The 22,191-nt window shown below is 67.6% G+C and carries 22 protein-coding genes and 1 tRNA gene; 6 read left to right on the forward strand and 17 right to left on the reverse strand.

All coding sequences use genetic code 11. The features are described 5' to 3' along the window. Positions 1 to 34: 34 nt before the first annotated feature. Both nusA and rimP read right to left on the reverse strand, forming a co-directional pair. A complete protein-coding gene (gene nusA / locus AL072_RS04750; protein ID WP_045581298.1) occupies positions 35 to 1,600 on the reverse strand; it encodes a transcription termination factor NusA in 1,566 nt (521 codons plus the stop codon). Between the two features lie 117 nt (positions 1,601 to 1,717). Continuing rightward, on the reverse strand, positions 1,718 to 2,218 hold the full coding sequence (rimP, locus tag AL072_RS04755; protein WP_045581297.1) for a ribosome maturation factor RimP: 501 nt from the start codon (positions 2,216 to 2,218) through the stop codon (positions 1,718 to 1,720). A 276-nt stretch (positions 2,219 to 2,494) separates the two neighbouring features. Here rimP and AL072_RS04760 point away from each other — a divergent pair, with 276 nt between their 5' ends. After that, on the forward strand, positions 2,495 to 2,824 hold the full coding sequence (locus AL072_RS04760) for an antibiotic biosynthesis monooxygenase family protein (protein ID WP_045581296.1): 330 nt from the start codon (positions 2,495 to 2,497) through the stop codon (positions 2,822 to 2,824). A 27-nt stretch (positions 2,825 to 2,851) separates the two neighbouring features. Here AL072_RS04760 and trmB read toward each other — a convergent pair whose 3' ends face one another. The 9 genes from trmB to AL072_RS04805 form a co-directional block, all read right to left on the reverse strand. Next, positions 2,852 to 3,586: a tRNA (guanine(46)-N(7))-methyltransferase TrmB gene (gene trmB / locus AL072_RS04765; RefSeq protein ID WP_045582491.1), complete on the reverse strand. Its 735-nt coding sequence runs from the start codon at positions 3,584 to 3,586 to the stop codon at positions 2,852 to 2,854. Between the two features lie 124 nt (positions 3,587 to 3,710). Next, positions 3,711 to 4,892 carry a methionine adenosyltransferase gene (gene metK / locus AL072_RS04770; protein ID WP_425388576.1) on the reverse strand — a complete coding sequence of 394 codons (1,182 nt, stop codon included), beginning with the start codon at positions 4,890 to 4,892 and terminating at the stop codon, positions 3,711 to 3,713. Positions 4,893 to 5,112: 220 nt separating this feature from the next. Further along, on the reverse strand, positions 5,113 to 5,607 hold the full coding sequence (locus AL072_RS04775; RefSeq protein ID WP_045581294.1) for a helix-turn-helix domain-containing protein: 495 nt from the start codon (positions 5,605 to 5,607) through the stop codon (positions 5,113 to 5,115). A 129-nt stretch (positions 5,608 to 5,736) separates the two neighbouring features. Continuing rightward, positions 5,737 to 7,338: an apolipoprotein N-acyltransferase gene (gene lnt / locus AL072_RS04780; RefSeq protein WP_045581293.1), complete on the reverse strand. Its 1,602-nt coding sequence runs from the start codon at positions 7,336 to 7,338 to the stop codon at positions 5,737 to 5,739. A 167-nt stretch (positions 7,339 to 7,505) separates the two neighbouring features. Beyond that, complete coding sequence (locus AL072_RS04785; RefSeq protein WP_045581292.1) at positions 7,506 to 8,462, reverse strand: hemolysin family protein; 957 nt, start codon at positions 8,460 to 8,462, stop codon at positions 7,506 to 7,508. Beyond that, on the reverse strand, positions 8,459 to 8,965 hold the full coding sequence (gene ybeY, locus AL072_RS04790) for an rRNA maturation RNase YbeY (protein WP_045581291.1): 507 nt from the start codon (positions 8,963 to 8,965) through the stop codon (positions 8,459 to 8,461). The genes AL072_RS04785 and ybeY overlap by 4 nt, the downstream gene beginning before the upstream one ends. Next, positions 8,962 to 10,008, reverse strand: coding sequence for a PhoH family protein (locus tag AL072_RS04795; protein WP_063840345.1), 1,047 nt, complete (start codon positions 10,006 to 10,008; stop codon positions 8,962 to 8,964). Before AL072_RS04795 ends, ybeY begins: the two co-directional genes overlap by 4 nt. A 56-nt stretch (positions 10,009 to 10,064) precedes the next feature. Continuing rightward, on the reverse strand, positions 10,065 to 11,474 hold the full coding sequence (gene miaB / locus AL072_RS04800; RefSeq protein ID WP_082108855.1) for a tRNA (N6-isopentenyl adenosine(37)-C2)-methylthiotransferase MiaB: 1,410 nt from the start codon (positions 11,472 to 11,474) through the stop codon (positions 10,065 to 10,067). A gap of 180 nt (positions 11,475 to 11,654) precedes the next feature. Beyond that, entirely contained in the window at positions 11,655 to 12,326 is a 672-nt protein-coding gene (locus AL072_RS04805; RefSeq protein ID WP_045581289.1) for a GNAT family N-acetyltransferase, read from the reverse strand. Positions 12,327 to 12,782: 456 nt separating this feature from the next. On the opposite strand from AL072_RS04805, the gene apaG reads away from it, so the two are divergent. The 3 genes from apaG to ybaK all read left to right on the forward strand — a co-directional run bounded on the left by apaG (position 12,783) and on the right by ybaK (position 14,771). Further along, on the forward strand, positions 12,783 to 13,175 hold the full coding sequence (apaG, locus tag AL072_RS04810; protein WP_045581288.1) for a Co2+/Mg2+ efflux protein ApaG: 393 nt from the start codon (positions 12,783 to 12,785) through the stop codon (positions 13,173 to 13,175). Positions 13,176 to 13,525: 350 nt separating this feature from the next. Beyond that, positions 13,526 to 14,191 (forward strand): GTP cyclohydrolase I FolE, encoded by a 666-nt coding sequence (gene folE / locus AL072_RS04815; RefSeq protein ID WP_245636758.1) that lies wholly within the window; start codon positions 13,526 to 13,528, stop codon positions 14,189 to 14,191. Between the two features lie 97 nt (positions 14,192 to 14,288). Then, positions 14,289 to 14,771 (forward strand): Cys-tRNA(Pro) deacylase, encoded by a 483-nt coding sequence (gene ybaK / locus AL072_RS04820; RefSeq protein ID WP_200909781.1) that lies wholly within the window; start codon positions 14,289 to 14,291, stop codon positions 14,769 to 14,771. A 20-nt stretch (positions 14,772 to 14,791) separates the two neighbouring features. On the opposite strand, the gene AL072_RS04825 is transcribed toward ybaK, so the two are convergent. Both AL072_RS04825 and AL072_RS04830 read right to left on the reverse strand, forming a co-directional pair. Continuing rightward, a tRNA-Arg gene (locus AL072_RS04825) sits at positions 14,792 to 14,868 on the reverse strand. A gap of 98 nt (positions 14,869 to 14,966) precedes the next feature. Further along, positions 14,967 to 15,680 carry a sulfite oxidase-like oxidoreductase gene (locus tag AL072_RS04830; RefSeq protein WP_082108854.1) on the reverse strand — a complete coding sequence of 238 codons (714 nt, stop codon included), beginning with the start codon at positions 15,678 to 15,680 and terminating at the stop codon, positions 14,967 to 14,969. 249 nt (positions 15,681 to 15,929) lie between these two features. On the opposite strand from AL072_RS04830, the gene AL072_RS04835 reads away from it, so the two are divergent. Further along, complete coding sequence (locus AL072_RS04835; protein ID WP_052709941.1) at positions 15,930 to 18,302, forward strand: mechanosensitive ion channel domain-containing protein; 2,373 nt, start codon at positions 15,930 to 15,932, stop codon at positions 18,300 to 18,302. A gap of 73 nt (positions 18,303 to 18,375) precedes the next feature. Here AL072_RS04835 and AL072_RS04840 read toward each other — a convergent pair whose 3' ends face one another. Together AL072_RS04840 and AL072_RS04845 are read right to left on the reverse strand one after the other, a co-directional pair. Further along, positions 18,376 to 18,963 (reverse strand): DUF2244 domain-containing protein, encoded by a 588-nt coding sequence (locus AL072_RS04840; protein WP_082108853.1) that lies wholly within the window; start codon positions 18,961 to 18,963, stop codon positions 18,376 to 18,378. A 52-nt stretch (positions 18,964 to 19,015) separates the two neighbouring features. After that, positions 19,016 to 19,480, reverse strand: coding sequence for a hypothetical protein (locus AL072_RS04845; protein ID WP_144428148.1), 465 nt, complete (start codon positions 19,478 to 19,480; stop codon positions 19,016 to 19,018). Between the two features lie 261 nt (positions 19,481 to 19,741). Between AL072_RS04845 and nth the strand changes: the two genes are divergently transcribed. Next, a complete protein-coding gene (gene nth, locus AL072_RS04850) occupies positions 19,742 to 20,377 on the forward strand; it encodes an endonuclease III (RefSeq protein ID WP_045582485.1) in 636 nt (211 codons plus the stop codon). Between the two features lie 107 nt (positions 20,378 to 20,484). Here nth and AL072_RS04855 read toward each other — a convergent pair whose 3' ends face one another. Continuing rightward, positions 20,485 to 21,339, reverse strand: a complete 855-nt coding sequence (locus AL072_RS04855) for a bactofilin family protein (protein ID WP_045581285.1) — start codon at positions 21,337 to 21,339, stop codon at positions 20,485 to 20,487. A 135-nt stretch (positions 21,340 to 21,474) separates the two neighbouring features. Further along, positions 21,475 to 22,170, reverse strand: a complete 696-nt coding sequence (locus AL072_RS04860) for an EI24 domain-containing protein (protein ID WP_045581284.1) — start codon at positions 22,168 to 22,170, stop codon at positions 21,475 to 21,477. Between the last annotated feature and the right edge of the window lie 21 nt (positions 22,171 to 22,191).

The following is a 22,191-nucleotide window of genomic DNA, read 5'->3' on the forward strand; positions in this document are numbered from 1 at the left end:
AGTCGGCGGCGGATCCAACCGGCATCCAAGCCGGTCAGGCCTGCGCGCCGTGCCCGTCACCCTTGCCGTCGACGGCCGGAGCCGCGGCGGCGGCGTCACCGCCCTGTTCCTCACCCTCGAACCAGTGGGCGCGTGCGGCCATGATGATCGCGTTCGCCTCCTCTTCCGAAGGAGCATCTTTGGCCCCGTCCTTGCCAAGGATCTCGACCAGCTCGTCGCCGGCCAGATCGGCCAGATCGTCCAGCGTCTTGACGCCGTTCTCGCCCAGCTTCACCAGCTGCATGGCGGAGAAGCCGGTCAGCTCGGCAACGATGTCCTCGACGCCCAGCTCCAGCCGGCGCTCGTTCGCCTGCTCGTCCTGCACTTCCAGGAAGGCGAGGGCGCGCTGCTTCAGCTCGTCGGCTACCGATTCGTCGAAGCCTTCGATCTCCGCCAGTTCCTCGGTCTCGACGAAGGCGATCTCCTCGACTGAGGTGAAGCCTTCGGCGACCAGCAGGTGGGCGATCACGTCGTCCACGTCCAGCGCCTTCATGAACAGGCCGGACCGGTTGTGGATCTCCTCCGAACGGCGCTCCGACTCCTCCTGTTCGGTGAGGATGTCGATGTCCCAGCCGGTCAGCATCGAGGCGAGGCGCACATTCTGGCCGCGGCGGCCGATGGCCAGCGACAGCTGGTCGTCGGGCACCACCACCTCGATGCGGTGGTTGTCGTCGTCGAGCACGACCTTGGCGACCTCGGCCGGGGCGAGCGCGTTGACGACGAAGGTCGCCGCCTCGCCCGACCACGGGATGATGTCGATCTTCTCGCCCTGCAGCTCGCCGACGACCGCCTGGACGCGGCTGCCGCGCATGCCGACGCAGGCGCCGACCGGATCGATCGAGCTGTCGTTGCTGTGCACGGCGATCTTGGCGCGCGAGCCGGGATCGCGGGCGACCGCCCTGATCTCGATGATGCCGTCGTAGATCTCCGGCACTTCCTGGGCGAACAGCTTCGCCATGAACATGGGATGCGTGCGCGACAGGAAGATCTGCGGACCGCGCGGCTCCTCGCGGACGTCGTAGATGTAGGCACGGACGCGGTCGCCGTTCTTGAAATGCTCGCGCGGCAGCAGCTCGTCGCGGCGCAGGATCGCTTCGGCGCGGCCCAGGTCGACGGTGACGTTGCCGTATTCGACGCGTTTGACCAGACCGTTGACGATCTCGCCGTTGCGGTCCTTGTACTCGTTGAACTGGCGCTTGCGCTCGGCGTCGCGCACCTTCTGCACGATCACCTGCTTGGCGGTCTGGGCGGCGATGCGGCCGAAATCGATCGGCGGCAGCGGGTCGACCAGGAAATCGCCGAGCTTGGCACCTGGCTTGCGGCGCAGGGCGTAGGGCAGGGTGACCTGCGTCGCCTCGTTCTCCACCGCCTCGACCACCTCCAGGTGGCGGGTCAGATGGATGTCGCCGGTCTTGCGATCGATGCGGGCGCGGATGTCGTGCTCATGGCCGTACTTGGAGCGGCCGGCCTTCTGGATCGCCTGTTCCATCGCCTCCAGGACTTCGTCCCGGTCGATGTTCTTTTCGCGGGCGACCGCGTCAGCGACTTGCAGCAGTTCCATCCGTTACACTTCCTGAGTCGGTCTTGCGTGATGCCGGTCTTGCGTGATGTCCGGTCGGGTCGGCGGGCGGGCGGGGGTCGCCTGGCGTCCTGGCTGGGCGCCCTGGCGGCTGGGCCGTCAGTTCTGCGGACCCTCCTGCTGCTCCTGGCTGGCGCGGATCAGTTCGTCCGTCAGAACCAGCTTGGCGCGCAGGATGTTGTCGAACTCCAGCCGGGCGGCTCCCTGTTCGGTGTCGATGCACACGAGGCCGTCGTCGACGCCCTTCAGCATGCCCTTGAAACGTTTGCGGCCATCGGCGGCCTGTCGGGTCTCCAGCCGGGCTTCGAAACCGGCGAAACGCTCGAAATCCTTCAGACGGGTCAGCGGCCGGTCGATGCCGGGCGAGCTGACCTCCAGGGTGTAGGCCTCGCGGATCGGGTCTTCCACATCCAGCAGGGCGGAAACGGTGCGGCTGATGTCGGCACAATCCTCGACAGTCATGGGCGCGCCGTCGGCGCGCTCCGCCATGATCTGGAGAACCGACCGCTGGCCGCCGGAGATCTGTACGCGCACGACCTCATAGCCCATGGCTTCGACTGACGGCGTGATGATCTGTTCGATGCGACCTGTAGCGTCCATTCCACCTGACCTGAGCCTGCGGCCGGGATCGAACCGGACGGGGCTTTTACGACGTTGGGTTTACGAAGCGTGCGGTGCCGCACGCTGATAAAAAAATAAGTGGGCAAAAGCCCACCCGCAAAGCGTCTCGCCGGCCCGGTTGCCCGGGCCGCCGATCCGTATGGGTTCTCAGAGGGTGAATATAGTCATTCCATCCGATGCCGCAAGCCTTTTCGGGCTCGATGCGTTCCTTTACAAGCGGAACTGGTGTCAGCGACATGCGGGAGGGCTGGAAGAATGATCCTGGAAGCGGCGATTCTAAGCGTCCGGCCGGGCGAACAGGGGGCCTTCGAGCAGGCGATGGCCGAAGCCCGCCCGCTGATAGCGGCCTCGCCCGGCTTCCGGGGCATGGAAGTCCGGTCCTGCCTGGAGGATGGCCGTCGTTACCTGCTGCTGGTCTGGTGGGAGCGTCTGGAGGACCATACCCAGGGTTTCCGTGGCTCCGACCGCTATGCGGAGTGGAAGAAGCGTCTGCATCACTTCTACGACCCGTTCCCGGTGGTGGAGCATTTCGCTGCTCCGCTCGTCGTGCAGCCGGATCCGATGCGGCCGGTCACGCCCGGTTGAGGGACTGGCCGGCGGATCGGCCCGCCATCACCGAGGGCGGCGGACGAAGCGCATGAAGACCGGCTTGCGGCCGGCGGCGATGGCCTTTTCCTCGTAGCGGGTTGCCGGCCAGTCGTCGGGGCGGATGCGCCAGTCGGACGGGCGGCGTGCCGTCCATTCAAAATCGGGGTGCTTGACGGTGTGTTCGAGCATCCAGCGCACCAGACCCATGTCGTCGCTGGCCAGACGCAGCTCCGCGCCGTCCTTCAGCACGCGGGCCAGCCGCGGCAGGTTTTCCGGCCCGATGAAGCGGCGGTCGGCGTGGCGCTTCTTCGGCCAGGGGTCGGCGAACAGCACGAAGGCGCGGCCGATGGAGGCGTCGGGCAGGGCGTCCAGCAGCGGCCGGGCGTCGTCGGGCAGGACGCGCACATTGCGCAGGTCCCCGTCCTCGACCATGCCCAGCAGGCCGGCGATGCCGTTGAGGAAGGGTTCGGCGCCGACGATGCCGACATTCGGATGGTGTCCGGCCTGCCAGGCGAGGTGATGGCCCATGCCGAAGCCGATCTCCAGCCAGACCTCCCGTTTCGGGCCGTCGAACAGACCGGCGGGGTCCAGGTGGTCGCCCGGCTTCGGGACCGGAATTTCCAGCCGGGGCAGCAGATCCTCGATCAGGCTCGTCCGGCGCTTGCGCAGGGGGCGGCCTTTGCGCCGGCCGAACAGGCGGTTTCCGGTGTCGGTCTGCGGGGATTCGTCGTTCGGTCGGTCGGTTTTGCTGTCGGTCATGGCGATCGGTAGGGGCGGTTTGAAGAGCGGTGGCGGCGGAAAACGGGCCTGCATAAAAAGACAGCGGAGGCCGTTTCCGGCCCCCGCTGTCCCGTTCAGGTCCGTGATCCGTCCGATCGGGCGGTCAGAAGGCGCCGCGCAGGGCCTCGACCAGATCGGTCCTCTCCCACGAGAAGCCGCCGTCGGCCTCCGGCTCGCGGCCGAAATGGCCGTAGGCGGCGGTGCGGGCATAGATCGGCTTGTTCAGTCCCAGATGCGTGCGGATGCCGCGCGGGGACAGATCGACCAGCTGCTGCAGCACGTCGGACAGACGGTCCTCGTCGACCTGGCCGGTGCCGTGGGTATCGACATAGACCGACAGCGGCTTCGACACACCGATGGCGTAGGAAACCTGGATCGTGCACTTCTCCGCCAGTTCCGCCGCTACGACGTTCTTGGCGAGGTAGCGGGCGGCGTAGGCGGCCGAGCGGTCGACCTTCGTCGGATCCTTGCCGGAGAACGCGCCGCCGCCATGCGGGGCCGCGCCGCCGTAGGTGTCGACGATGATCTTGCGGCCGGTCAGGCCGGCGTCGCCGTCCGGGCCGCCGATGACGAAACGGCCGGTCGGGTTGACGTAGAGGTTCGGCGCATCGCACATCCAGCCTTCCGGCAGGCAGTTGACGATGTGCGGCAGCACGATCTCACGCACCGCGTCCTGCTCCAGCCCCTCGGCGTGCTGGGTCGACAGCACGATGGCGGTGGCGCGGGTCGGCCGGCCGTCGACATACTGCAGGGTGACCTGGCTCTTGGCGTCCGGGCCCAGCTGGGGAGCGGCACCGGAATGGCGCGCTTCGGCCAGCGACTTCAGGATCGCGTGCGAGTAGTAGATCGGGGCGGGCATCAGCGCCGGGGTCTCGCGGCAGGCATAGCCGAACATGATGCCCTGGTCGCCGGCACCCTCATCCTTGTTGCCGGCGGCGTCGACGCCGACGGCGATGTCGGCGGACTGGGAATGGACGAAGCACTTGACGTCCATCTTCTCCCAATGGAAGCCGTCCTGCTCGTAGCCGATGTCCTTCACCGCGGCGCGGGCGACCTCGACCAGTTGATCGGCCTTGATGCTGTCGGGCCCGCGGACTTCACCGGCCAGGACGACCTGGTTGGTGGTCGCGAGCGTTTCGACGGCCACGCGGGCATGCGGGTCGTGCGAGAGATACAGATCGACGATGGCGTCCGAAATGCGGTCGCACACCTTGTCGGGATGGCCCTCCGACACGGATTCGCTGGTGAAGACGTAGTTCAGCTTTGCCACGGGAAACCTCGGCATTCGGCGGCACGCTATTTCATGAGCCGAAACGGCAGACCGGTACAGCGGCCGCAGACACCGGTCCAAAACCGGTTTTGACAAGGAATCCGGCCGGGGTCAAGCGGACTACCGGCGGTAGGGCTTCGGACCGATCAGCATAGCACCACACGAAGGGGGAGCGCAGCCGCGCCGCGCCGTCCCCCTTTCGGCGGTGTCACATGCCGTGCGGCAGGGGCAGGCGTTACTCGGCGGCTTCCGCGACGGCAGCGCTGGCGACGGCCTTGGTCAGTTCGAACAGGCGCTTGCGCACCGACGGATCGCTGATCTTGTAATAGGCGCGGACCAGTTCCAGCGTCTCGCGCTTGGCCATCGGATCCGGCTCGTAGGCGCCGGCGGAGCGCTCTTCGGTCGCACCCGACTCATCCTCGTCGTCGACGCGGGCGGATGCCGCCTCGACCGGCATGTCGTCGAAGAAGAAGGAGACCGGCACGTCCAGGACGCGGCTCAGGTCGAACAGGCGCGATGCGCCGATGCGGTTGGCGCCGCGCTCGTACTTCTGCACCTGCTGGAAGGTCAGGCCGATGGCCTCGCCCAGCTTCTCCTGGCTCATGCCGAGCAGCGTGCGGCGAAGACGGACGCGGGATCCGACATGCACGTCGATGGGATTCGGCTTTCCGGTCTTCGGACGGCCGGCGCCCGCACGGCGCCCGCGCGGCGCTCCAGTTTCAGTCTGCATCTCGTTTATCCCTGTATAGGTTGTGCAACCTAGTTACGACATATCCACGTATGCAGTCAAGCCCGCTCCGGTCGACCCGGATACACGAGTTTTTCCACAGGTGGTGGGCGGATTGCCCGCAATGTTGCGTCAACGGTGATATCGCGAGGCCAAGGCCATCAAAAAACAGCCAAGAAGCACTATGCCGAAAATCCAGTCTCCCATGCGGGCATAGGCTGTGGCTCCATCAGGAGCTTTCGGCAACGTGGTATCGATGAAACCTCTCTCACCCAGACCGAGCAATTGTTGCACACGCCCGTACGCGTCGACCAGACCGGAAATACCCGTATTGGCCACCCGCACCAGCGGCAGCCCTTCCTCGACCGCACGGACCTGATTGATGGCGAAATGCTGGTGCGGGCCGGCGGTGCGGCCGTACCAGGCGTCGTTGGTCAGGTTCAGCAACCATTTCGGCCGGTCGGTGCCGTCCACCACCGCGCCTGGAAAGATGCTCTCATAGCAGATCAGCGGGCTGACCGGAGGCAGGCCGGCCAGATGGAGCGTGCGCGGACCGGGACCGGCCGAGAACTCCGCCCCGTTGCCGGCAATGGCCCCTACCGGCAGCCATCGGCGCAATGGCATGTACTCGCCGAAGGGAACCAGATGGAACTTGTCGTAATCGGCAACCACCGCACCGCTGCCGTCCACCGCCACCATGCCGTTGTAGTAGCGCCGCTCGCCGTCGGCGCCGACAGTGGTGCGCGGGGCCCCGGTGATCAGCAACCCGCCCGGCGGCGTGACGGAGGCCATCGCCTGCCGCACCCGCGCATCGTCCTCGACGAAGAAGGGAACGGCGGTCTCCGGCCAGATGACGAGGTTCGGCGGCAGGGCCGAGGGGTCTGCCGGCGGAGCGGCGGACAGGGCAAGGTGGCTCTGGAAGTTCTGGACCCGCTCGTTCGGTGCCCATTTCAGCCGCTGGTCGATGGCAGCCTGGACGAGCCGCAGCCGCAGGCCCGGTACCGGCTCGTCGACCGCGCCGGCCAGCCTCCAGGTTCCCCAGCCGCCCAATACCGCCAGCAGCGCCATCCCGGCGGCGATGCCGGCCCAGGCGCGGCGCGGTGTCGTGCCGGGGTCGGGCAGGGCGGCCGGCAGGGCGGCGACCAGCACGGTCACCAGCGTCAGCCCGTAGATGCCGACCAGCGATGCGGTCTGCAGCACCGGCAGCACTCCGACCCAGCCATAGCCGATCAGGTTCCATGGAAAGCCGGTGAAGACGTGGCCGCGCAGCCATTCCCATAGGCACCAGCAGGCGGCGAACAGGATCGGCCGCGCCAGCCCGCCGCCGAAGCCGCGCCTGCGTATCAGGTGGAAGGTCAGAGTGGCGCCGCCGGTGAACATCGCCAGCAGGATCGGCAGCCCGACGGCCGACAGCGGCAACGCCCACCAGAAGCGCCCGATGTCGGTGAACAGGGCGGCGCTGATCCAATAGAGTCCCAGCAGGTGATGGCCGAAGCCGAAGAACCAGCCGACCGCGAAGGCGCCTTTCCCCGTCTCGATGCCGTCCAGCAGCCAGATCAGCCCCGGAAAGGCGATCAGCAGCAGCGGCAGGGCATCGGCCGGCGGCAGTGCGAAGGTCGCAAGCCCGCCCAGCGCGGCGGCGGCGGCCAGCCGGCGCCAGCCGGTCAGCGCAGCCAGACGCGCGGAGACGCGGCCCAGCCGGGCCGGGACGGGCAGCGTTTCGGTGACGGTCAAGGCGGAAACTCCGGCAGCGGCAGGGGCGGGCGGCGCCATAGGTAATGCGGCCGACCAGGGGCGCCAAGGCCGATGTCGGCGGGGCTGCGTTGCCGAAGGGGAGTGGCATCGAGAGATGAGTGGGGCAACGCCAGCCGACGCCGGATTCTCGCCGCCCCACCCGATTCCTAGACCGCTTCCGTCAGTTCCTTGCTGTTTGCCGGAACGTTGTGGACGCGCAAGCGCTTCAGGCGGCGGGAGTCGGCGTCGATGATCTCGAACTCCAGGCCCGACGGATGGACCAGACGTTCGCCAGGTCCCGGCACGCGGCCGGCGATGGACACCACCAGACCGCCGAGCGTGTCGATGTCCTCGCGTTCCTCTTCGGTCAGGACGGGGCCGACGCGGGATTCGAAATCCTCGATTGGCAAGCGGGCATCGGCGATCAGGCTGCCATCCGGGCGCTGGACCAGCCGTGGCGCAGCCGCTTCGTCGTGCTCGTCCTCGATCTCGCCGACGATCTCCTCCACCAGATCCTCGATGGTGACGAGGCCGTCGATGCCGCCGAACTCGTCCACCACCAGCGCCATGTGCTGGCGGGTCTGGCGCATCTGCACCAGAAGGTCCAGCACGAGCATGGAGGGGGCGACGATCTTCGCCTCGCGGATGATGCCGGTCAGGTCCGGATTGTTGCGCAGACCCTCCGGCGAGATGGCCTGTTTCGCCAGCAGGGTCAGCACATCCTTGATGTGGATGAAGCCGACCACGTCGTCCAGCGTCTCGCGGAACACCGGCAGGCGGGAATGGCCCTCCTCGGCGACGCGCTGGACCAGGGTGGGGAAGGGGGTGTCGATCTCGACGGCGACGATATCGGCCCGCGGCACCATCACGTCGGCGACCGTGCGGTCGCGCAGCTTGAGGATGTTGGTCAGCAGCGCCCGCTCGCCGGAGGCCAGCGAATCCTCGCCGTCTTCGCTCGCGGCACCGTCCAGGCCGGCGATCAGCTCTTCGATCGTGCCGCGCAGGGATGTGTCCTCGCGGCCGCCCCAGACGGTGCGGAGCCACCCCTTGAACAGGTGGCCCAGGGAATGGTCTTCGGCCCCGTGGTCATCACGGGGCGTGCGACTGTCGGATATCTCGCTCATCGGTCCGGTGGTTGGTGGTTGTCGGCATAGGGGTCAGCGATGCCGAGGGTGGCGAGCAGCCGGGTTTCCAGCGCCTCCATCTCCTCGGCCTCGTCGTCCGTCTCGTGATCATAGCCCAGCAGATGCAGAACGCCATGCATCACGAGATGGGTCATGTGGTCTTTGAAGTTTTTCCGCTGTTCGGATGCTTCGCGTGCAATCGTTTCATAGGCCAGGATGATGTCGCCCAGCATGACGGGCATGCCGTCTTCGGGCTCCGGTTCCTCCGCTTCGGTCAGAGCGAAGGACAGGACGTTGGTCGGCTTGTCCTTGCCGCGATACTCGCGGTTCAGCCTGTGGACCAGTTCGTCATCGGCGAGAACGATCGACAGCTCGGCCGGTCCGTCCTCGTCGTCATAGGCGGCCCCCAGTGCGGCGAGCGCCGCGCGTTCGGCCAGCCAGTCGGCATCCTCCGCCCAGGCACCGGCTTCACGTGAAACAGTGATATCGACGGCGCTGGTCATTTCGGATCCCCAACGGCCTCTGCCTCATCAGCGATCGTTCCGCTATCCGATCGGGTACTTGCCACGGTTCGGCGGGCCTGCCTGCGCGCCGCCTCGACGGCGTCGGCCTGATCGTAGGCACGGATGATGCGGGCGACCATCGGGTGGCGGACGACGTCGGCGTCGGTGAAGCGGACGAAGCGCACGCCTTCCACCCCGCGCAGGATCTCCATCGCGTCGCGCAGGCCCGACCGGGTGCCGGACGGCAGGTCGATCTGCGAGATGTCGCCGGTGACGACCATCCGCCCGCCTTCGCCGAGGCGCGTCAGGAACATCTTCATCTGCATCGGCGTGGTGTTCTGCGCCTCGTCCAGGATGACGAAGGCGTTGCCCAGCGTCCGGCCGCGCATGAAGGCCAGCGGCGCGATCTCGATCTCGCCGGATTCAAGCCGCTTCTTCACCTGCTCCGCCGGCAGCATGTCGTGCAGCGCGTCATAGAGCGGACGCAGGTAAGGATCGACCTTTTCCTTCAGGTCGCCGGGCAGGAAGCCCAGCCGCTCGCCCGCCTCCACCGCCGGGCGGGACAGCACGATGCGGTCGACCTGACCCGTGGTCAGCAGTGCCACCGCCTGGGCCACCGCCAGATAGGTCTTGCCGGTGCCGGCCGGGCCGAGCCCGAAGACCAGCTCGCTTTCGGCCAGGGCCTGGAGATAGGCGGCCTGGGTGGGGGACCGCGGGGTGATCGGCCCGCGCCGGCGGGTGCGCAGCGCGATCTCCGCCCGGATGACGGTCGCCTGCTGGCCGGGAGCGCGCGGTTCCTCGCCGCCCGGGGCGGCGGCGAGGACGGGCGCGGCGTTCGCCATGCGGACGGCACCGTCGACCTCGCCGCTGTCGATGGTCTGGCCGCGGGTCAGCCGCACATAGAGGCCGTTCAGCGCCGCTTGCGCCGTTTCGGCGGCATCGGGCGGGCCGGAGATCGTCAGGGTGTTGCCGCGGGAAATCAGCGACACGCCGAGAAGGGATTCGATGCGCGCGAGGTGGCGGTCATGCTCCCCGTACAGCATCGGCAGCAGCCGGTTGTCATCGAATTGAACGTCGATACGCCGTTCGGGCAGACCGTTCAAGCGCTGGCCTCCAGAGGTTGGGCAGGCGGGAAGGAAGGGTTCCGGGGGAAAGAGGCGGTTGTGAACTCGCCGGTCGCCACGGTGCCGGCCATGCTGTTGGCGAGCGCGGCATCGACCCGCACCTCGACGATGCGGCCGAGCAGCCGTTCGTTCGCCTCGGCATGGACCGACTGCATCCAGGGGCTGCGGCCGAGCAATTGGCCGTTGCGGCGTCCGATGCGGTCGAACAGGACCGGCACGCTGCGGCCAATGAAGCCATGGTTGAAGGCGACCTGCTGCGCGTTCAGCAACTGCTGCAGCGCCGACAGGCGGGCCTCCTTCACATCCTCCGGCAGCTGCCCGCCGTCGACCGCCGCCGGGGTGCCCGGACGGGAGCTGTATTTGAAGGAATAGGCCTGGGCATAGCCGATGTCGCTCACCAGCTTCAGCGTCGCGGCGAAGTCGGCGTCGCTCTCGCCGGGGAAGCCGACGATGAAGTCGCCGGACATCGCGAGGTCGGGCTTGGCCGTGCGCAGCCGGTCGACCAGCCGACGGTAGTCGTCGGCGGTGTGCTTGCGGTTCATCGCCGCCAGGATGCGGTCGGACCCGGCCTGTACCGGCAGATGCAGGTAGGGCATCAGCTGCGGCACCTCGGCATGGGCGCGGATCAGGTCGTCGGCCATGTCGCGGGGGTGCGAGGTGGTGTAGCGGATGCGCTCCAGCCCGTCGATCTCCGCCAGTTCGCGGATCAGCCGGCCAAGCGCCCAGCTCGACCCGTCCGGTCCGTCGCCGTGCCAGGCGTTGACATTCTGGCCCAGCAGATTGATCTCGCGGGTGCCGCCGGCGACCAGCCGCTTCGCTTCCACCAGGATCTGGGCGGCTGGGCGGGAGAACTCGGCGCCGCGGGTGTAGGGCACCACGCAGAAGGTGCAGAACTTGTCGCAACCCTCCTGCACCGCGAGGAAGGCCGACACGCCCTGGCTCGCCGTCTCCTCCGGCAGGAAGTCGAACTTGGATTCGGCGGGGAAGTCGGTGTTCAGCACGCTGCCGGCCGCGCGGCTGGCCTTGGCCACCATCTCCGGCAGGGTGTGGTAGGTCTGCGGGCCGAAGACCATGTCGACGAAGGGCGCACGCGCCACGATCTCCTCGCCTTCGGCCTGGGCGACGCAGCCGGCGACCGCCAGGATCATCCGGCCGTCCTCGGCCTCCGCCTTGCGGTCCTTCATCCGGCGCAGCCGGCCCAGTTCGGAGAAGACCTTCTCGGCCGCCTTCTCGCGGATGTGGCAGGTGTTCAGGATCACCATGTCGGCGCCGTCCGGCTCATCGACCGGCCGGTAGCCCAGCGGTGCCAGGACGTCCGCCATGCGGGCGGAGTCATAGACGTTCATCTGGCAGCCCCAGGTCTTGATGAACAGCTTCTTGGTCAACCCGCACCCTTCCGCTCTGAACCAAAACGAATAGCGCGCTCACGATGATGCGTGGCGCGCGGCACGCCGTCCGACCGGCGTCGCTCCTGGAGAGATGGTATCGCGTGTGGGGCGAATCGAGTCAATCCCGCTTCGCCCCCAGGCATTTCGCAAACCGAACCTTTCCGCGATCCGGAACCGTCACGCCGCGCCGGCCTGCAGCCCGCCATGCCAGAACCAGTCGGTCCGCACCCGGTCAGTCCACACTCGCTCCGTCCCCGTCCGGTTGAACAGCATGCCGAAAGGGGCGCCGGTGTCTCCGCCCAGGACGGGAGCGGAACCGGCCATCGGCCGGTCGAGCGTGTCGGCCCTGAGAGGCTGGCCGATCATGCCGGTGGCGCCGGCCAGCGCGCCGTCGACCAGCTCCAGCCCCAGGAGCCGGTTCATGTCGACCGGACCCGGCATCTCCATGCCCAGCGTCAGGGCGCGGGAGAAGCCGAACCGCTCGTAATAGGGGGCGTCGCCGACGAGGATGACCGACTGGTGGCCCAGGGCCACCGCCTTGTTCAGGCTCATCCGGATCAGCTTGCTGCCCAGCCCGCTGCCTTGCAGATGCGCGGCGACCGCGATGGGACCGAGCAGGATGGATTGGGTGGTGCCGCCGACCTGGATCGGCCAGTAGCGGATGGTGCCCACCACCACCTCGCGCCCATGCTCGTCATGCTCGATGGCGACGAGATTGAGGGCGGGGATGGAGTCGACGCCGTCACGCAGCCGGTAGGCGGTCTTGGTGAAGCGATCGGGACCGAAGGACGTGTCCAGCAGGGCTTCGATGGCGGCGGCGTGCTTCGGCTCTTCGACGGTGATGATCATGCGTGGGGCTCCCGGCGGGAAGAAGGTCTTCTCAGAAGGCTTCTGAAAGGGCGGATCGCGCCGCCGCCGGAAGGCCGGGGTGTCAGGTCCCCGTTGTGCCTTTGGCGTTCGCACGCGACCCAAGGACGGCCGCAACCGCGATGCGCGGTGCGAGGCTCCGTCGTCGGATGCGAAGGGCGTGCGAACGAGACATGGACAAGGCACTTCGGCCGTTGCTGGGACTTGCGCATATATCATCGTCGTCCCCCCATCGCAAGACCGTGCAGACCCGGAGACTGTGCATGACTGTATCCATCGCAGTGCGTGGATGTCGCAGGATTGTCCGGCCGGGTTCTGGACAGTCCGGATGGGCGACCTTATTCTGCGGGGAGTCGTCGCCCGGCCCTCCCGGACTCCTCCGGGACACCCTTGCCGCCGGCCCGTTTCCGGCCGGCGCCGTTCATCGGATCGCCCGCCATGTATACCGCCGTCACCAACGACATCCGCGTCACCGTCCAGCCAATGTTCCTGGAAGACCAGTCCGCCCCGGCAGAAGGGCGTTTCGTCTGGGCCTACCATGTCCGCATAGAGAATGAAGGCAACGAGACGGTGCAGTTGCGCACCCGCCATTGGCGCATCACCGACGCCATGGGGCGCGTGCAGGAGGTGAGGGGTCCGGGCGTCGTCGGCGAGCAGCCGGTGCTGGAGCCGGGCGAGCATTTCGAATACACCAGCGGCACGCCGCTCGGCACGCCGTCAGGCATCATGGCCGGCAGCTACGGAATGGAAGGTGCGGGCGGCCGTGCCTTCGACGTGACGATCCCGGCCTTCTCCCTCGACAGTCCGCACCAGCCGATGCGCTTGAACTGAAGCGTCCGGTCCGGGGCGCCGCGAAATGGCCAGATCCGGACCGGCCCTTGAGCCAGACAGATAATACAATAGAATGCGTGTATATTTAGAATTATTCAACAACCGGCTTTGACAAGCCGCATGGCTGTCCGTACCTTGAAGGCGGTGGGAGCAGAACCATGTTGGGACTCCCGAAAGGCGGGGTTCCCCGTTCAGCTTGCGAGCCCGACAGTTTATGAGCCGGGGGAATTGATCCGCCAAAGGCCCGGCTCCGTACTGACGTCACACAAGGATGGGTGTTTTGCGCGATTGCCGCCGACCTGCGCAGGATGCCGACCAGTTATGGACCAGGTATGGAAAGGATGTCTCCCGTGACGGCTACCAAGACCCCGCTCGTCGACAACGTGCTTCGCGGCCTCGGGCGGCCCCGCTCCGAGACGCCCGCCGTCGTCCGTCCGTCCCGCGCGGACGCGGAGGAGGCGGTGCGCACCCTGATCCGTTGGGCCGGCGACGACCCGACGCGCGAGGGGCTGGCCGGCACTCCGGACCGGGTCGTCCGCTCCTATGAGGAGTTCTTCGCCGGCTACGGCATCGATCCGGTGGAGATCCTGTCGCGCACCTTCGAGGAGACCGACGGCTACGACGAGATGGTCGTGCTGCGCGACATCCGGGTGGAATCCTATTGCGAGCACCACATGGTGCCGATCATCGGCAAGGCCCATGTCGCCTATCTGCCGCGCCGCCGCGTCGTCGGCATCTCCAAGCTGGCGCGGCTGGTCGAGGCCTATGGCAAGCGCCTGCAGATCCAGGAGAAGATGACCGCCCAGATCGCCAACACCATCGACGAGGTCCTCCAGCCCGAGGGGGTCGCCGTGGTGGTCGAGGCGCAGCACCAGTGCATGACCACCCGCGGCATCCACAAGACCGGCGTCACCATGGTGACCAGCCGCATGCTCGGCGCCTTCCGCACCGACCCCTCGACCCGCCGTGAATTCCTGACCATGATCGGCAACCCGTCTTCCCGCGGGATGGAGTGATCCCTTATCCAGGGCTGCCGATGCCGGGGGAGGCTTTACACTCCCAACCGGCCCTGCCAAGCTCCCGCCGTGATTCATCGGCGGACGGGTGCTGGGCATGGCGGCGAAGGTGACACCGGCGGTCAATGCGGCGAAGGCGGCGGGCGTCGCCTTTCGGCTGATGGAGTATGAGTACGACCCGTCGGCCGACGCCATCGGCCTGCATGCGGCCGAGGCGCTCGGGCTCGACCCCGCCATCGTCTACAAGACGCTGATCGTCCAGCTGGAACCCAAGGCGCTGGCCTGCGCCGTCATCCCGGTCGCGGCCAAGCTGGACCTGAAGGCGATCGCCGCGGCGGCCAAGGCAAAGAAGGCCGACCTCGCGGACCCGGCGCTGGCGGAAAAGACCACCGGTTTCCTGGTCGGCGGCATCAGCCCGCTCGGCCAGAAGAAGGCCTTGCCGACCTTCATCGACCGGAGCGCCGCAGACCTGGCGGAAATGGTGGTGAATGGCGGCCGGCGCGGCCTGCAGATCGTGCTGGCGCCCGCCGATCTTGCCGGAGCGACGAAAGCGATGGTCTGCGCCATCGTTGCTCACTAGGCATCGCTGCGAAAACCGAGTGGTGACCCCGGCAGGACTCGAACCTGCTGCCTCAAGTTTAGGAAACTCGCGCTCTATCCTGATGAGCTACGGGGCCACTTGCGCCGCACCTTAGCCGTTTCGTTCCGATGGCGGAAGTGGCTTTTGCTGACAAGTGCTGCCGGGGGCGGCACAGGGGACGGGCACAGGGGACGGTCAATCCGAATAGCGTTCCTCCAGCCACGGGTCGGCGTGGTTGTTGTAGCCGCGGACCTCCCAATAGCCCTTGCGGTCGCCGGCCAGCAGCTCGATCCGCTTCACCCACTTCGCGCTCTTCCAGAAATACAGCCGGGGCAGCACGACGCGCACCGGCCCGCCATGGTCGCGGCTGATCGGCTGGCCTTCCCAGCTCGTGGCGAGCAGGACGCCGTCGTCGTCGAAGTCGGAAAGCGCGACGTTGGTGGTGTAGCCGTCGAAGGAGTGGAAGACGACGTGGCTCGCCTCCGGCTTCGGACGGGCGAGGTCAAGCAGGCGGCGGGCGCTGACCCCCTCCCACCGGTTGTCATAGCGCGACCAGGTGGTGACGCAGTGGATGTCGGAGACGAACCGTTCCTGCGGCTGGGCCTGGAAATCCTCCCAACGCCAGGACAGCGGGTTCTCCACCAGCCCGTCCACAGTCAGGGTCCAGTTGCCGGTCGTCAGCTTCGGCGTGATGCCGAGATCCAGCACCGGCCAGTCGGTCACCAGCCGCTGGCCGGGCGGCAGCCGCTCGCGCGCCGGGTCGGCGGCCTGTCCGGTCAGGGCGCGGCCTTGCCGGGCCCATTGCTCCTTGGTGGCGACCAGCTTGTCGCGGACGGCACCCTCCTGTTCCACATCCTGGGCCGCGTCCGGTATGGCGGTCGGGTCCGATCCGGTGGGGGTATCGCTCATGGCATATCCTTAACAGCGATTTTGGGGCAGCGATTTTGGGCCGGCATTTCCCGGTGGCTATCGGTCCCGGCATTGGCTCCGCTTAAAAAAGGAACAGACGGCCGGGTTGGCAAGCGGAAGCGGGAGAACTAACTTCCCGAAGCCCGGCATATTGGAGCCACAGTTCCGCGCCAGGGTTCCGGCCGGCGGTCCAAAGCATCCGCCTGTCCTTGCCGTCCGTTTTCCCAAGACCAGCCGAGTGAATTGCCGATGATCCGGTCCGCAACGCCCGCCGCAAACCCTGTCGCACGCGCCTGGCGTCTGTTCCTGTCCGGCGGCCTGGCCGTCCTGCTGCTCGCGGCCCTGCTCGCCGGGACTGGACCTTCCGCCCTGGCCGCCTCGCCCGCGCCCGCCGCCGCCGTTCCGGCACCTGCCGCAGGCGGGGCCGTGCCCGCTGCGGGGGCGGCCCCGGTGGTGGTGGACGAGGCGACCGTCCAGCAGCTCGAAGCGCTGGTCGGCACGCTGGAGAACCAGGATGCGCGGACACAGCTGGTCACCCAGCTGCGCAATCTGATCACCGCCCAGCGCGGCTTGGCCGAGGCCAAGGAGTCGGAGGGTGAGTCGGCGCTGCCGCAAACCATCGGCGCCCATGCGCTGGCGTTCCTGGCGGCGCGGATGGATGTGGTCAGCCGCCAGATCGTGCAGGTCGGCAACGTCTTCGCCGATCTGCCCGGCGCCTTGTCCTGGGTCCAGCGGCAGGTGGAGGACGACACCGCCCGCGACCGTTGGGTTCAGATCGGCATCCAGCTGGCGATGATCCTGGGCGTCGGCGCACTGGTCGCAGGCGGGGTGGAGTGGCTGCTGAGGCGGCCGCGCCAAGCGCTGGCCGCCCGCCATGTCGGTTCGGCCCTGCTGCGCATCCCGATGCTGCTGGGCCGTGCGGTGCTGGAGCTGGCGCCGATCGTCGCCTTCATCGTCGTCGCCTACACCGTCCTGTCGGTGACCGAACCGGCGCCGCGCGTGCGGCTGGTGGCGCTGGCGGTGGTGAACGCCACCGTCATCACCCAGGCCCTGCTGATCGTGGTGCGCATGCTGTTCGCGCCGGAAGCGGGCAACCTGCGGCTGGTCCAGACCAGCGATGTCGGGGCGCAACGCTGTTATGTCTGGTCGCGGCGCCTGATCGCGGTCGCGGTCTACGGCTATTTCCTGGCCGAAGGCGCCTATGTGCTGGGCCTGCCGCTGGGCGCCTACGGCGCGCTGCTGAAGCTGCTGGGCGTGGTGATCGCCGGCATGATGATCGCGCTGATCCTGCAGAACCGCGTCGGCGTCGCCGACTGGATGCGCGGCAACCCGCTGTCGGGCGACGGCGACCCGCTGGCGACCGCCCGGCGCGAAGCCGAAGGGCAGGGTGCGGTCCTGCGCACCGCGCGCCGCCGCTTCGCCGAGATCTGGCATGTGCTTGCCATCCTCTATGTCGTGGTGACGCTGGGCGTCTGGGTGCTGAACGTCTATGGCGGCTTCGAGTATCTGGCCCGCGGCACCGCCGTGACCGTTCTGGCGGTGATGGTGGCGCGGCTGCTGGTGGGCGGGCTGAACCGGGCTCTGCGCCGCGGACTGACCATGAACCGCGAGCTTGCCGGCAACCTGCCGCAACTCCACATCCGCGCCTTCCACTATCTTCCCATCGTCCAGCGCATCGGCAAGGCCATCATCTGGCTGGTTGCCCTGGGCGTGGCGCTGAACGGCTGGGGCATCGACACGCTGGGGCTGGTCGAATCCGCCGCCGGTCGCCGCATCGTCGGCAGCGTCATCTCCATCGGCCTGCTGCTGGCGGGTGCCATCGTCGCCTGGGAGGTGGTGAGCGCGCTGATCGAGCACTTCCTGACCAGCACCGACAGGAACGGCGCCAGGATCGAGCGCAGCGCCCGCATGCGCACCCTGCTGCCGTTGCTGCGCAATGCCTTCCTGATCCTGCTGGTGACGATGGTGTCGCTGATCACCTTGTCGGAACTGGGCGTCAACATCGCTCCGCTGCTCGCCGGCGCCGGTGTCGTCGGTCTGGCCATCGGTTTCGGCTCGCAGACGCTGGTCAAGGACATCATCACCGGCCTGTTCATCCTGTTCGAGGATTCGATCTCGGTCGGCGATGTGGTCGATGTCGGCGGCGGCCATTCCGGCGTGTGCGAGGCGATCTCCATCCGGTCGATCCGGCTGCGCGATGCTGCAGGGGCAGTGCATTCCATCCCCTTCAGCTCGGTGACGACGGTGAAGAACCTGACCAAAGACTATTCCTTCGCCGTCTTCAACGTCAGCGTCGCCTATCACGAGGATCCCGACCACGTGATCGATGCGCTGGTCGAGCTGGGCAAGGAAATGGAGGGGGATCCCGAATTCGCCCCCGACATCCTTGCGCCGCTGGAGGTGATGGGTGTCGACAAGTTCGCCGATTCCGCGATCGTGATCCTCGCTCGCTTCAAGACGCGCCCGATCAAGCAGTGGGGTGTCCAGCGCGCATTCAACAAGCGGATGAAGAAGCGCTTCGACGAACTGGGCATCGAGATTCCGTTCCCGCACATGCAGGTGGTGGCCGGCCACCGGGCACAGGACCGCGCGTTGGCGGAGGCGCTCAGCCAAGGATCCTGACGGGGAACCGGCGGTCATCATCAATGACCGCTGGTATTGCCCACCCGGCGTCACCGTTATGGCAACGGAACCGTCAGCCCACCGGTTCCGGCGGACAGGACGGCCGGCGCCAGGCGCGCAGGGCGTCGCCCAGCGCATGGGCGAAGGCGGAGCGTTCGTCCGGGGACAGGAAGGACCCGACGCCGACCGACTGGCCGTGCGAACTCAGCATGACCTGACCGGCGGCGGGGCCCCGGCGGTCATGCTGGGTACGTTCATCGTGGCTGATGCGCAGCCAATAGGGATGGAAGGACCAGCGTCGTTCCGGGACCTTCCAATGGATCCGCTGCACCGTCAGGGCGCTGTCGGTCAGCCGGACCCGCTCATACTGCCGGGCCGAACGGTAGCTGACGCGGAAGGCAAGCCACAGGGCCAGCACGTCCAGGCCGCAGAACGGCACCACCGGCCAGGCGCCGTTGGCGACGAAGATGCCGGCGATGATGATGTTCATCGCCACCACCACCGCCATCAGCACCCGGAAACCGCCGCGTCCCAGGCTGCGGTGCGGATGGAGGATGGCATCGAAGAACACGCGCACCGCGCCGGTTCCGGTGGAACCCGCCGTGGGAACGGCCGACGGAGCATCCAAATCTGGACTGTTCTCTGGGCTGATGATGGGCATGGCGATTATTCTAACCGACCGGTGCCTGTCTGAAAACGGCAAGGAAGGCGGGTCATGCCGCCTTCGACACCATCGGCACCGCGCCGCCGTACAGCACCCAGGCCATGGCGCTGTCCAGCCCGGCCAGATCGCCGGCCTGTCGCTCGCCGGCCAGTGCCTCTCCCGGTCCACCGGTCGCCTGCACGAAGATCCGCGCCTGATCGTCGATGCCGGCGGCGATCATCGTCTCGGCCATCACCGAAGCCCAATGCCAGTCGGTCATTACCACGGCACTGCGGACATGGCCGCATCGACGGGCCAGTTTCATCAGCGCCACGACGATTTCGGGTCGGAACCCATCGGCTTCGAAATGGTCGAACTCGACCAAGCTGCTCCAGGGCGTGGAGCGGGCAGCCAGATTGGCACACTGGATTTCAACCTGCCGGGCGATGTTGTCGCGCACCTCCACCGGCAGCGCGCCCTGCAATCGCAAGTGCAGTCCCCAATCCAGTATTTCCACAAGATAAGACGCGGTCATCTCCACACATCCTTATCCAATCCGAACGCCGCCGCCGCAAACAGTTCGCGGTTCATTTACAGGCGTTCAAACGGTGTCTTGGCGGTAAGCAAATCATACGCCACCGGGGAAGCGCCGGCAAAGCCGTATTCCTGCGTCGATTTCTGTTGGATTTATGCGAATTCTTTCAGTTTTTGTCGCAAACTGCGACATGCCGATCCAAATCGGGAGGCAGGCTCACCCACTGGCGCAAGCCTGGGCGTTGCGGTTATGCTGGTGGCCATGAAGCCCGCCGCGATCCAGGAATTCTTCCGCCGCCTGTCCGCCGCCAATCCGGAGCCCCGGAGCGAGCTGGAATACGTCAATCCCTACACGTTGCTGGTCGCCGTCGTGCTGTCGGCCCAGGCGACCGACATCGGGGTGAACAAGGCCACCGGCCCGCTGTTCCAGTTCGTCACCACACCGCAGCAGATGGTGGCGCTGGGCGAGGAGGGGCTTCGCCGCTACATCAAGACCATCGGCCTGTTCAACACCAAGGCGAAGAACGTCATCCGGCTGTCGGAGCTGCTGATCGAGCGGCATGGCGGCGAGGTGCCGCGCGACCGCGAGGCGCTGGAACAGCTTCCCGGCGTCGGCCGCAAGACCGCCAACGTCGTCCTGAACGTCGCCTTTGGAGAGGAGACGATCGCGGTCGATACCCACATCTTCCGCGTCGGAAACCGCACCGGCCTCGCTCCGGGCAAGACACCCGACGCGGTGGAGGCCAAGCTTCTGAAAGTGGTGCCGAAGCTCTACCGCCGCCACGCCCACCATTGGCTGATCCTGCACGGCCGCTATGTCTGCAAGGCGCGCAAGCCCGATTGCCCGATCTGCCCGGTCGCCGATCTCTGCGCCTTCAAGGACAAGATCATCGCCTGACGGGAGGGCCGACGCCGATTGGCGTGACCGGAACGGAGAACGCCCGGCGTGGCGGGGGCCAGCCGGGCGTTCTCCGTGATGGGTAGTTCGAGCGGGGTCGGCCTTGCTCAGACGGCTTCCGCCGGGGCGAGCGGGGCCTCGGCGGAGGGAACCGCAACCGGCGCGGCGGCCGGCTTGACACCGGTGCTGTAGAGCTGGATATCGCCGATCAACTGGCCGCCGGCATCCACCGCCAGTTCGCCGAAGCGGATCGAGCCGGTGATCTTGCCGGTGGAGCGCACGGTCAGGCGGCCGCGCACGGAGATATCGCCCTCGAACCGGCCGGCGATGTCGGCCTCCTCGATCTCGACCGAGCCCTTGAACAGGCCGGTCTCGGCGATCTCGACCGACCGGCCCTCGCGCAACTTGGCCTCGACGTTGCCTTCAACCACCAGGACGTCGCAGGAGCCGATCTCGCCCGACAGGGAAATGTCGCGGCCGACGGTCAGGCGGCGCTGCTCCGGCATCGCCGGGGCGAGCGGAGCCGCCGGGGCAGGGGCGGGGGCGGCTGCCATCGGTGCGGCCGACGGGGTGGCGATGGGCATGGACGGCTGGCGCGGGGCCGAGCCCGGCATATCGACCACGCGGCGCGGCACATCGGTCTTGAAGCCGGCGCCGGGCACGGACGGCGCGGTCGGAGGCTTGGGAATGCTGGTCATATCGGGTCCCTTCGAGGCGGAAGGCATAGCGGGATAAGCCGGTGCGGCGTGCTGCGCGTCGGCCAGGGCGTGGGCCATGCTGGGTGCGGCTGCTCCGGCCGTGACGGCGGATACCGGTTCGGCGCCCGGTGCCGGGGTGTTCAGCGAGGCGAGCGGCGAGACGGTGCCGGCATCGCCCGTGCCGTACGGACGGGCGCCCGGCGGCGGTGGGGCGGGGCTGTCGGCCTTGGGAGCGGCGGGCGGAGTCTTTCGTCCGAACAGCATGAGCGGTTCCCCCAATCAGGACATACGGGTGGCGGAGTGAGCCGGAAGTCGAGAGGCCCGGTGCCGGAAGGGCGCCGCCGTGCAGACGGGTCTCTGGCGGGCTGGTCTCTGGCAGGCCGTCTGCGACCGTGCCGCCTAGCGGCGTATCACGGTCGTCCGGCCTGCCGCAAGGGGAGCCGACATGGACTGTAGGACATGAACCATGAAGGCGCTGGCGACGACCGGGACGAGCAAATTGACGAAGGGGATCGACGAAAGAAAGGCAATGGCGATTCCGGCCAAAAAAGGTTTCAGCGGTCGCGACCGCCGCAGCGCCCGGGCCGACGCGCGGTCGAGCCGCCGATGGGCCACCATCTCGAAATACTCCCGTCCCAGCAGATAGCCGTTGACGGTGTAGAAGACGATCAGGTTCAGGCCCGGCGCGAACAGGTAGATCGGCAGAGCCAGCAGGTTGATGGCCAGCACCAGGATCAGGAAGCGCAGCGCCGTCGCCAGCTCCTCCAGCCAGCCGGCCCGGCGCGGGGCGGGCAGGGTGGGGTAATGCCGCACCTCCACCCGTTCCACCACCTCGTCCAGGAAGAAGCTCGACACCATGCCGACGGTGGCCGGGAACAGCAGCCAGGCGAGAAGCAGCACTCCCAGCCCGCCCAGCAGGTCGATGATGCCGTCGAGCCAGCCATAGCCGGTCAGCGGCGTCACCGACAGGGCCCACCAGGCCCCGCCGGCCAGCAGCCCATAGGCGAGCGCGGAGACGAACATGCCGGTCCACACCACCCGGCGCACGCGCGGATCGGACAGCTGGGCAAAGGCGAGGACGAGGGCGCGTATCATCGGCGGTCCGTGAAACGGTGG

Source organism: Azospirillum thiophilum (assembly GCF_001305595.1).
In the GTDB taxonomy this organism is placed as follows: Bacteria; Pseudomonadota; Alphaproteobacteria; order Azospirillales; family Azospirillaceae; genus Azospirillum; species Azospirillum thiophilum.

What these genes read in the sequence shown, in the direction of transcription:
- rimP (WP_045581297.1), bottom strand. Translation starts at nt 2,218, where the DNA reads ATGGACGCTACAGGTCGCATCGAACAGATCATCACGCCGTCAGTCGAA.
- ybeY (WP_045581291.1), bottom strand. Translation starts at nt 8,965, where the DNA reads ATGACCAGCGCCGTCGATATCACTGTTTCACGTGAAGCCGGTGCCTGG.
- AL072_RS04830 (WP_082108854.1), bottom strand. Translation starts at nt 15,680, where the DNA reads ATGAGCGATACCCCCACCGGATCGGACCCGACCGCCATACCGGACGCG.
- AL072_RS04775 (WP_045581294.1), bottom strand. Translation starts at nt 5,607, where the DNA reads ATGCAGACTGAAACTGGAGCGCCGCGCGGGCGCCGTGCGGGCGCCGGC.
- metK (WP_425388576.1), bottom strand. Translation starts at nt 4,892, where the DNA reads ATGCCGAGGTTTCCCGTGGCAAAGCTGAACTACGTCTTCACCAGCGAA.
- AL072_RS04760 (WP_045581296.1), top strand. Translation starts at nt 2,495, where the DNA reads ATGATCCTGGAAGCGGCGATTCTAAGCGTCCGGCCGGGCGAACAGGGG.
- nusA (WP_045581298.1), bottom strand. Translation starts at nt 1,600, where the DNA reads ATGGAACTGCTGCAAGTCGCTGACGCGGTCGCCCGCGAAAAGAACATC.
- AL072_RS04835 (WP_052709941.1), top strand. Translation starts at nt 15,930, where the DNA reads ATGATCCGGTCCGCAACGCCCGCCGCAAACCCTGTCGCACGCGCCTGG.
- AL072_RS04795 (WP_063840345.1), bottom strand. Translation starts at nt 10,008, where the DNA reads ATGCTGTACGGGGAGCATGACCGCCACCTCGCGCGCATCGAATCCCTT.
- apaG (WP_045581288.1), top strand. Translation starts at nt 12,783, where the DNA reads ATGTATACCGCCGTCACCAACGACATCCGCGTCACCGTCCAGCCAATG.
- ybaK (WP_200909781.1), top strand. Translation starts at nt 14,289, where the DNA reads ATGGCGGCGAAGGTGACACCGGCGGTCAATGCGGCGAAGGCGGCGGGC.
- nth (WP_045582485.1), top strand. Translation starts at nt 19,742, where the DNA reads ATGAAGCCCGCCGCGATCCAGGAATTCTTCCGCCGCCTGTCCGCCGCC.
- AL072_RS04785 (WP_045581292.1), bottom strand. Translation starts at nt 8,462, where the DNA reads ATGAGCGAGATATCCGACAGTCGCACGCCCCGTGATGACCACGGGGCC.
- AL072_RS04845 (WP_144428148.1), bottom strand. Translation starts at nt 19,480, where the DNA reads ATGACCGCGTCTTATCTTGTGGAAATACTGGATTGGGGACTGCACTTG.
- trmB (WP_045582491.1), bottom strand. Translation starts at nt 3,586, where the DNA reads ATGACCGACAGCAAAACCGACCGACCGAACGACGAATCCCCGCAGACC.
- AL072_RS04805 (WP_045581289.1), bottom strand. Translation starts at nt 12,326, where the DNA reads ATGATCATCACCGTCGAAGAGCCGAAGCACGCCGCCGCCATCGAAGCC.
- AL072_RS04840 (WP_082108853.1), bottom strand. Translation starts at nt 18,963, where the DNA reads ATGCCCATCATCAGCCCAGAGAACAGTCCAGATTTGGATGCTCCGTCG.
- AL072_RS04860 (WP_045581284.1), bottom strand. Translation starts at nt 22,170, where the DNA reads ATGATACGCGCCCTCGTCCTCGCCTTTGCCCAGCTGTCCGATCCGCGC.
- AL072_RS04855 (WP_045581285.1), bottom strand. Translation starts at nt 21,339, where the DNA reads ATGCTGTTCGGACGAAAGACTCCGCCCGCCGCTCCCAAGGCCGACAGC.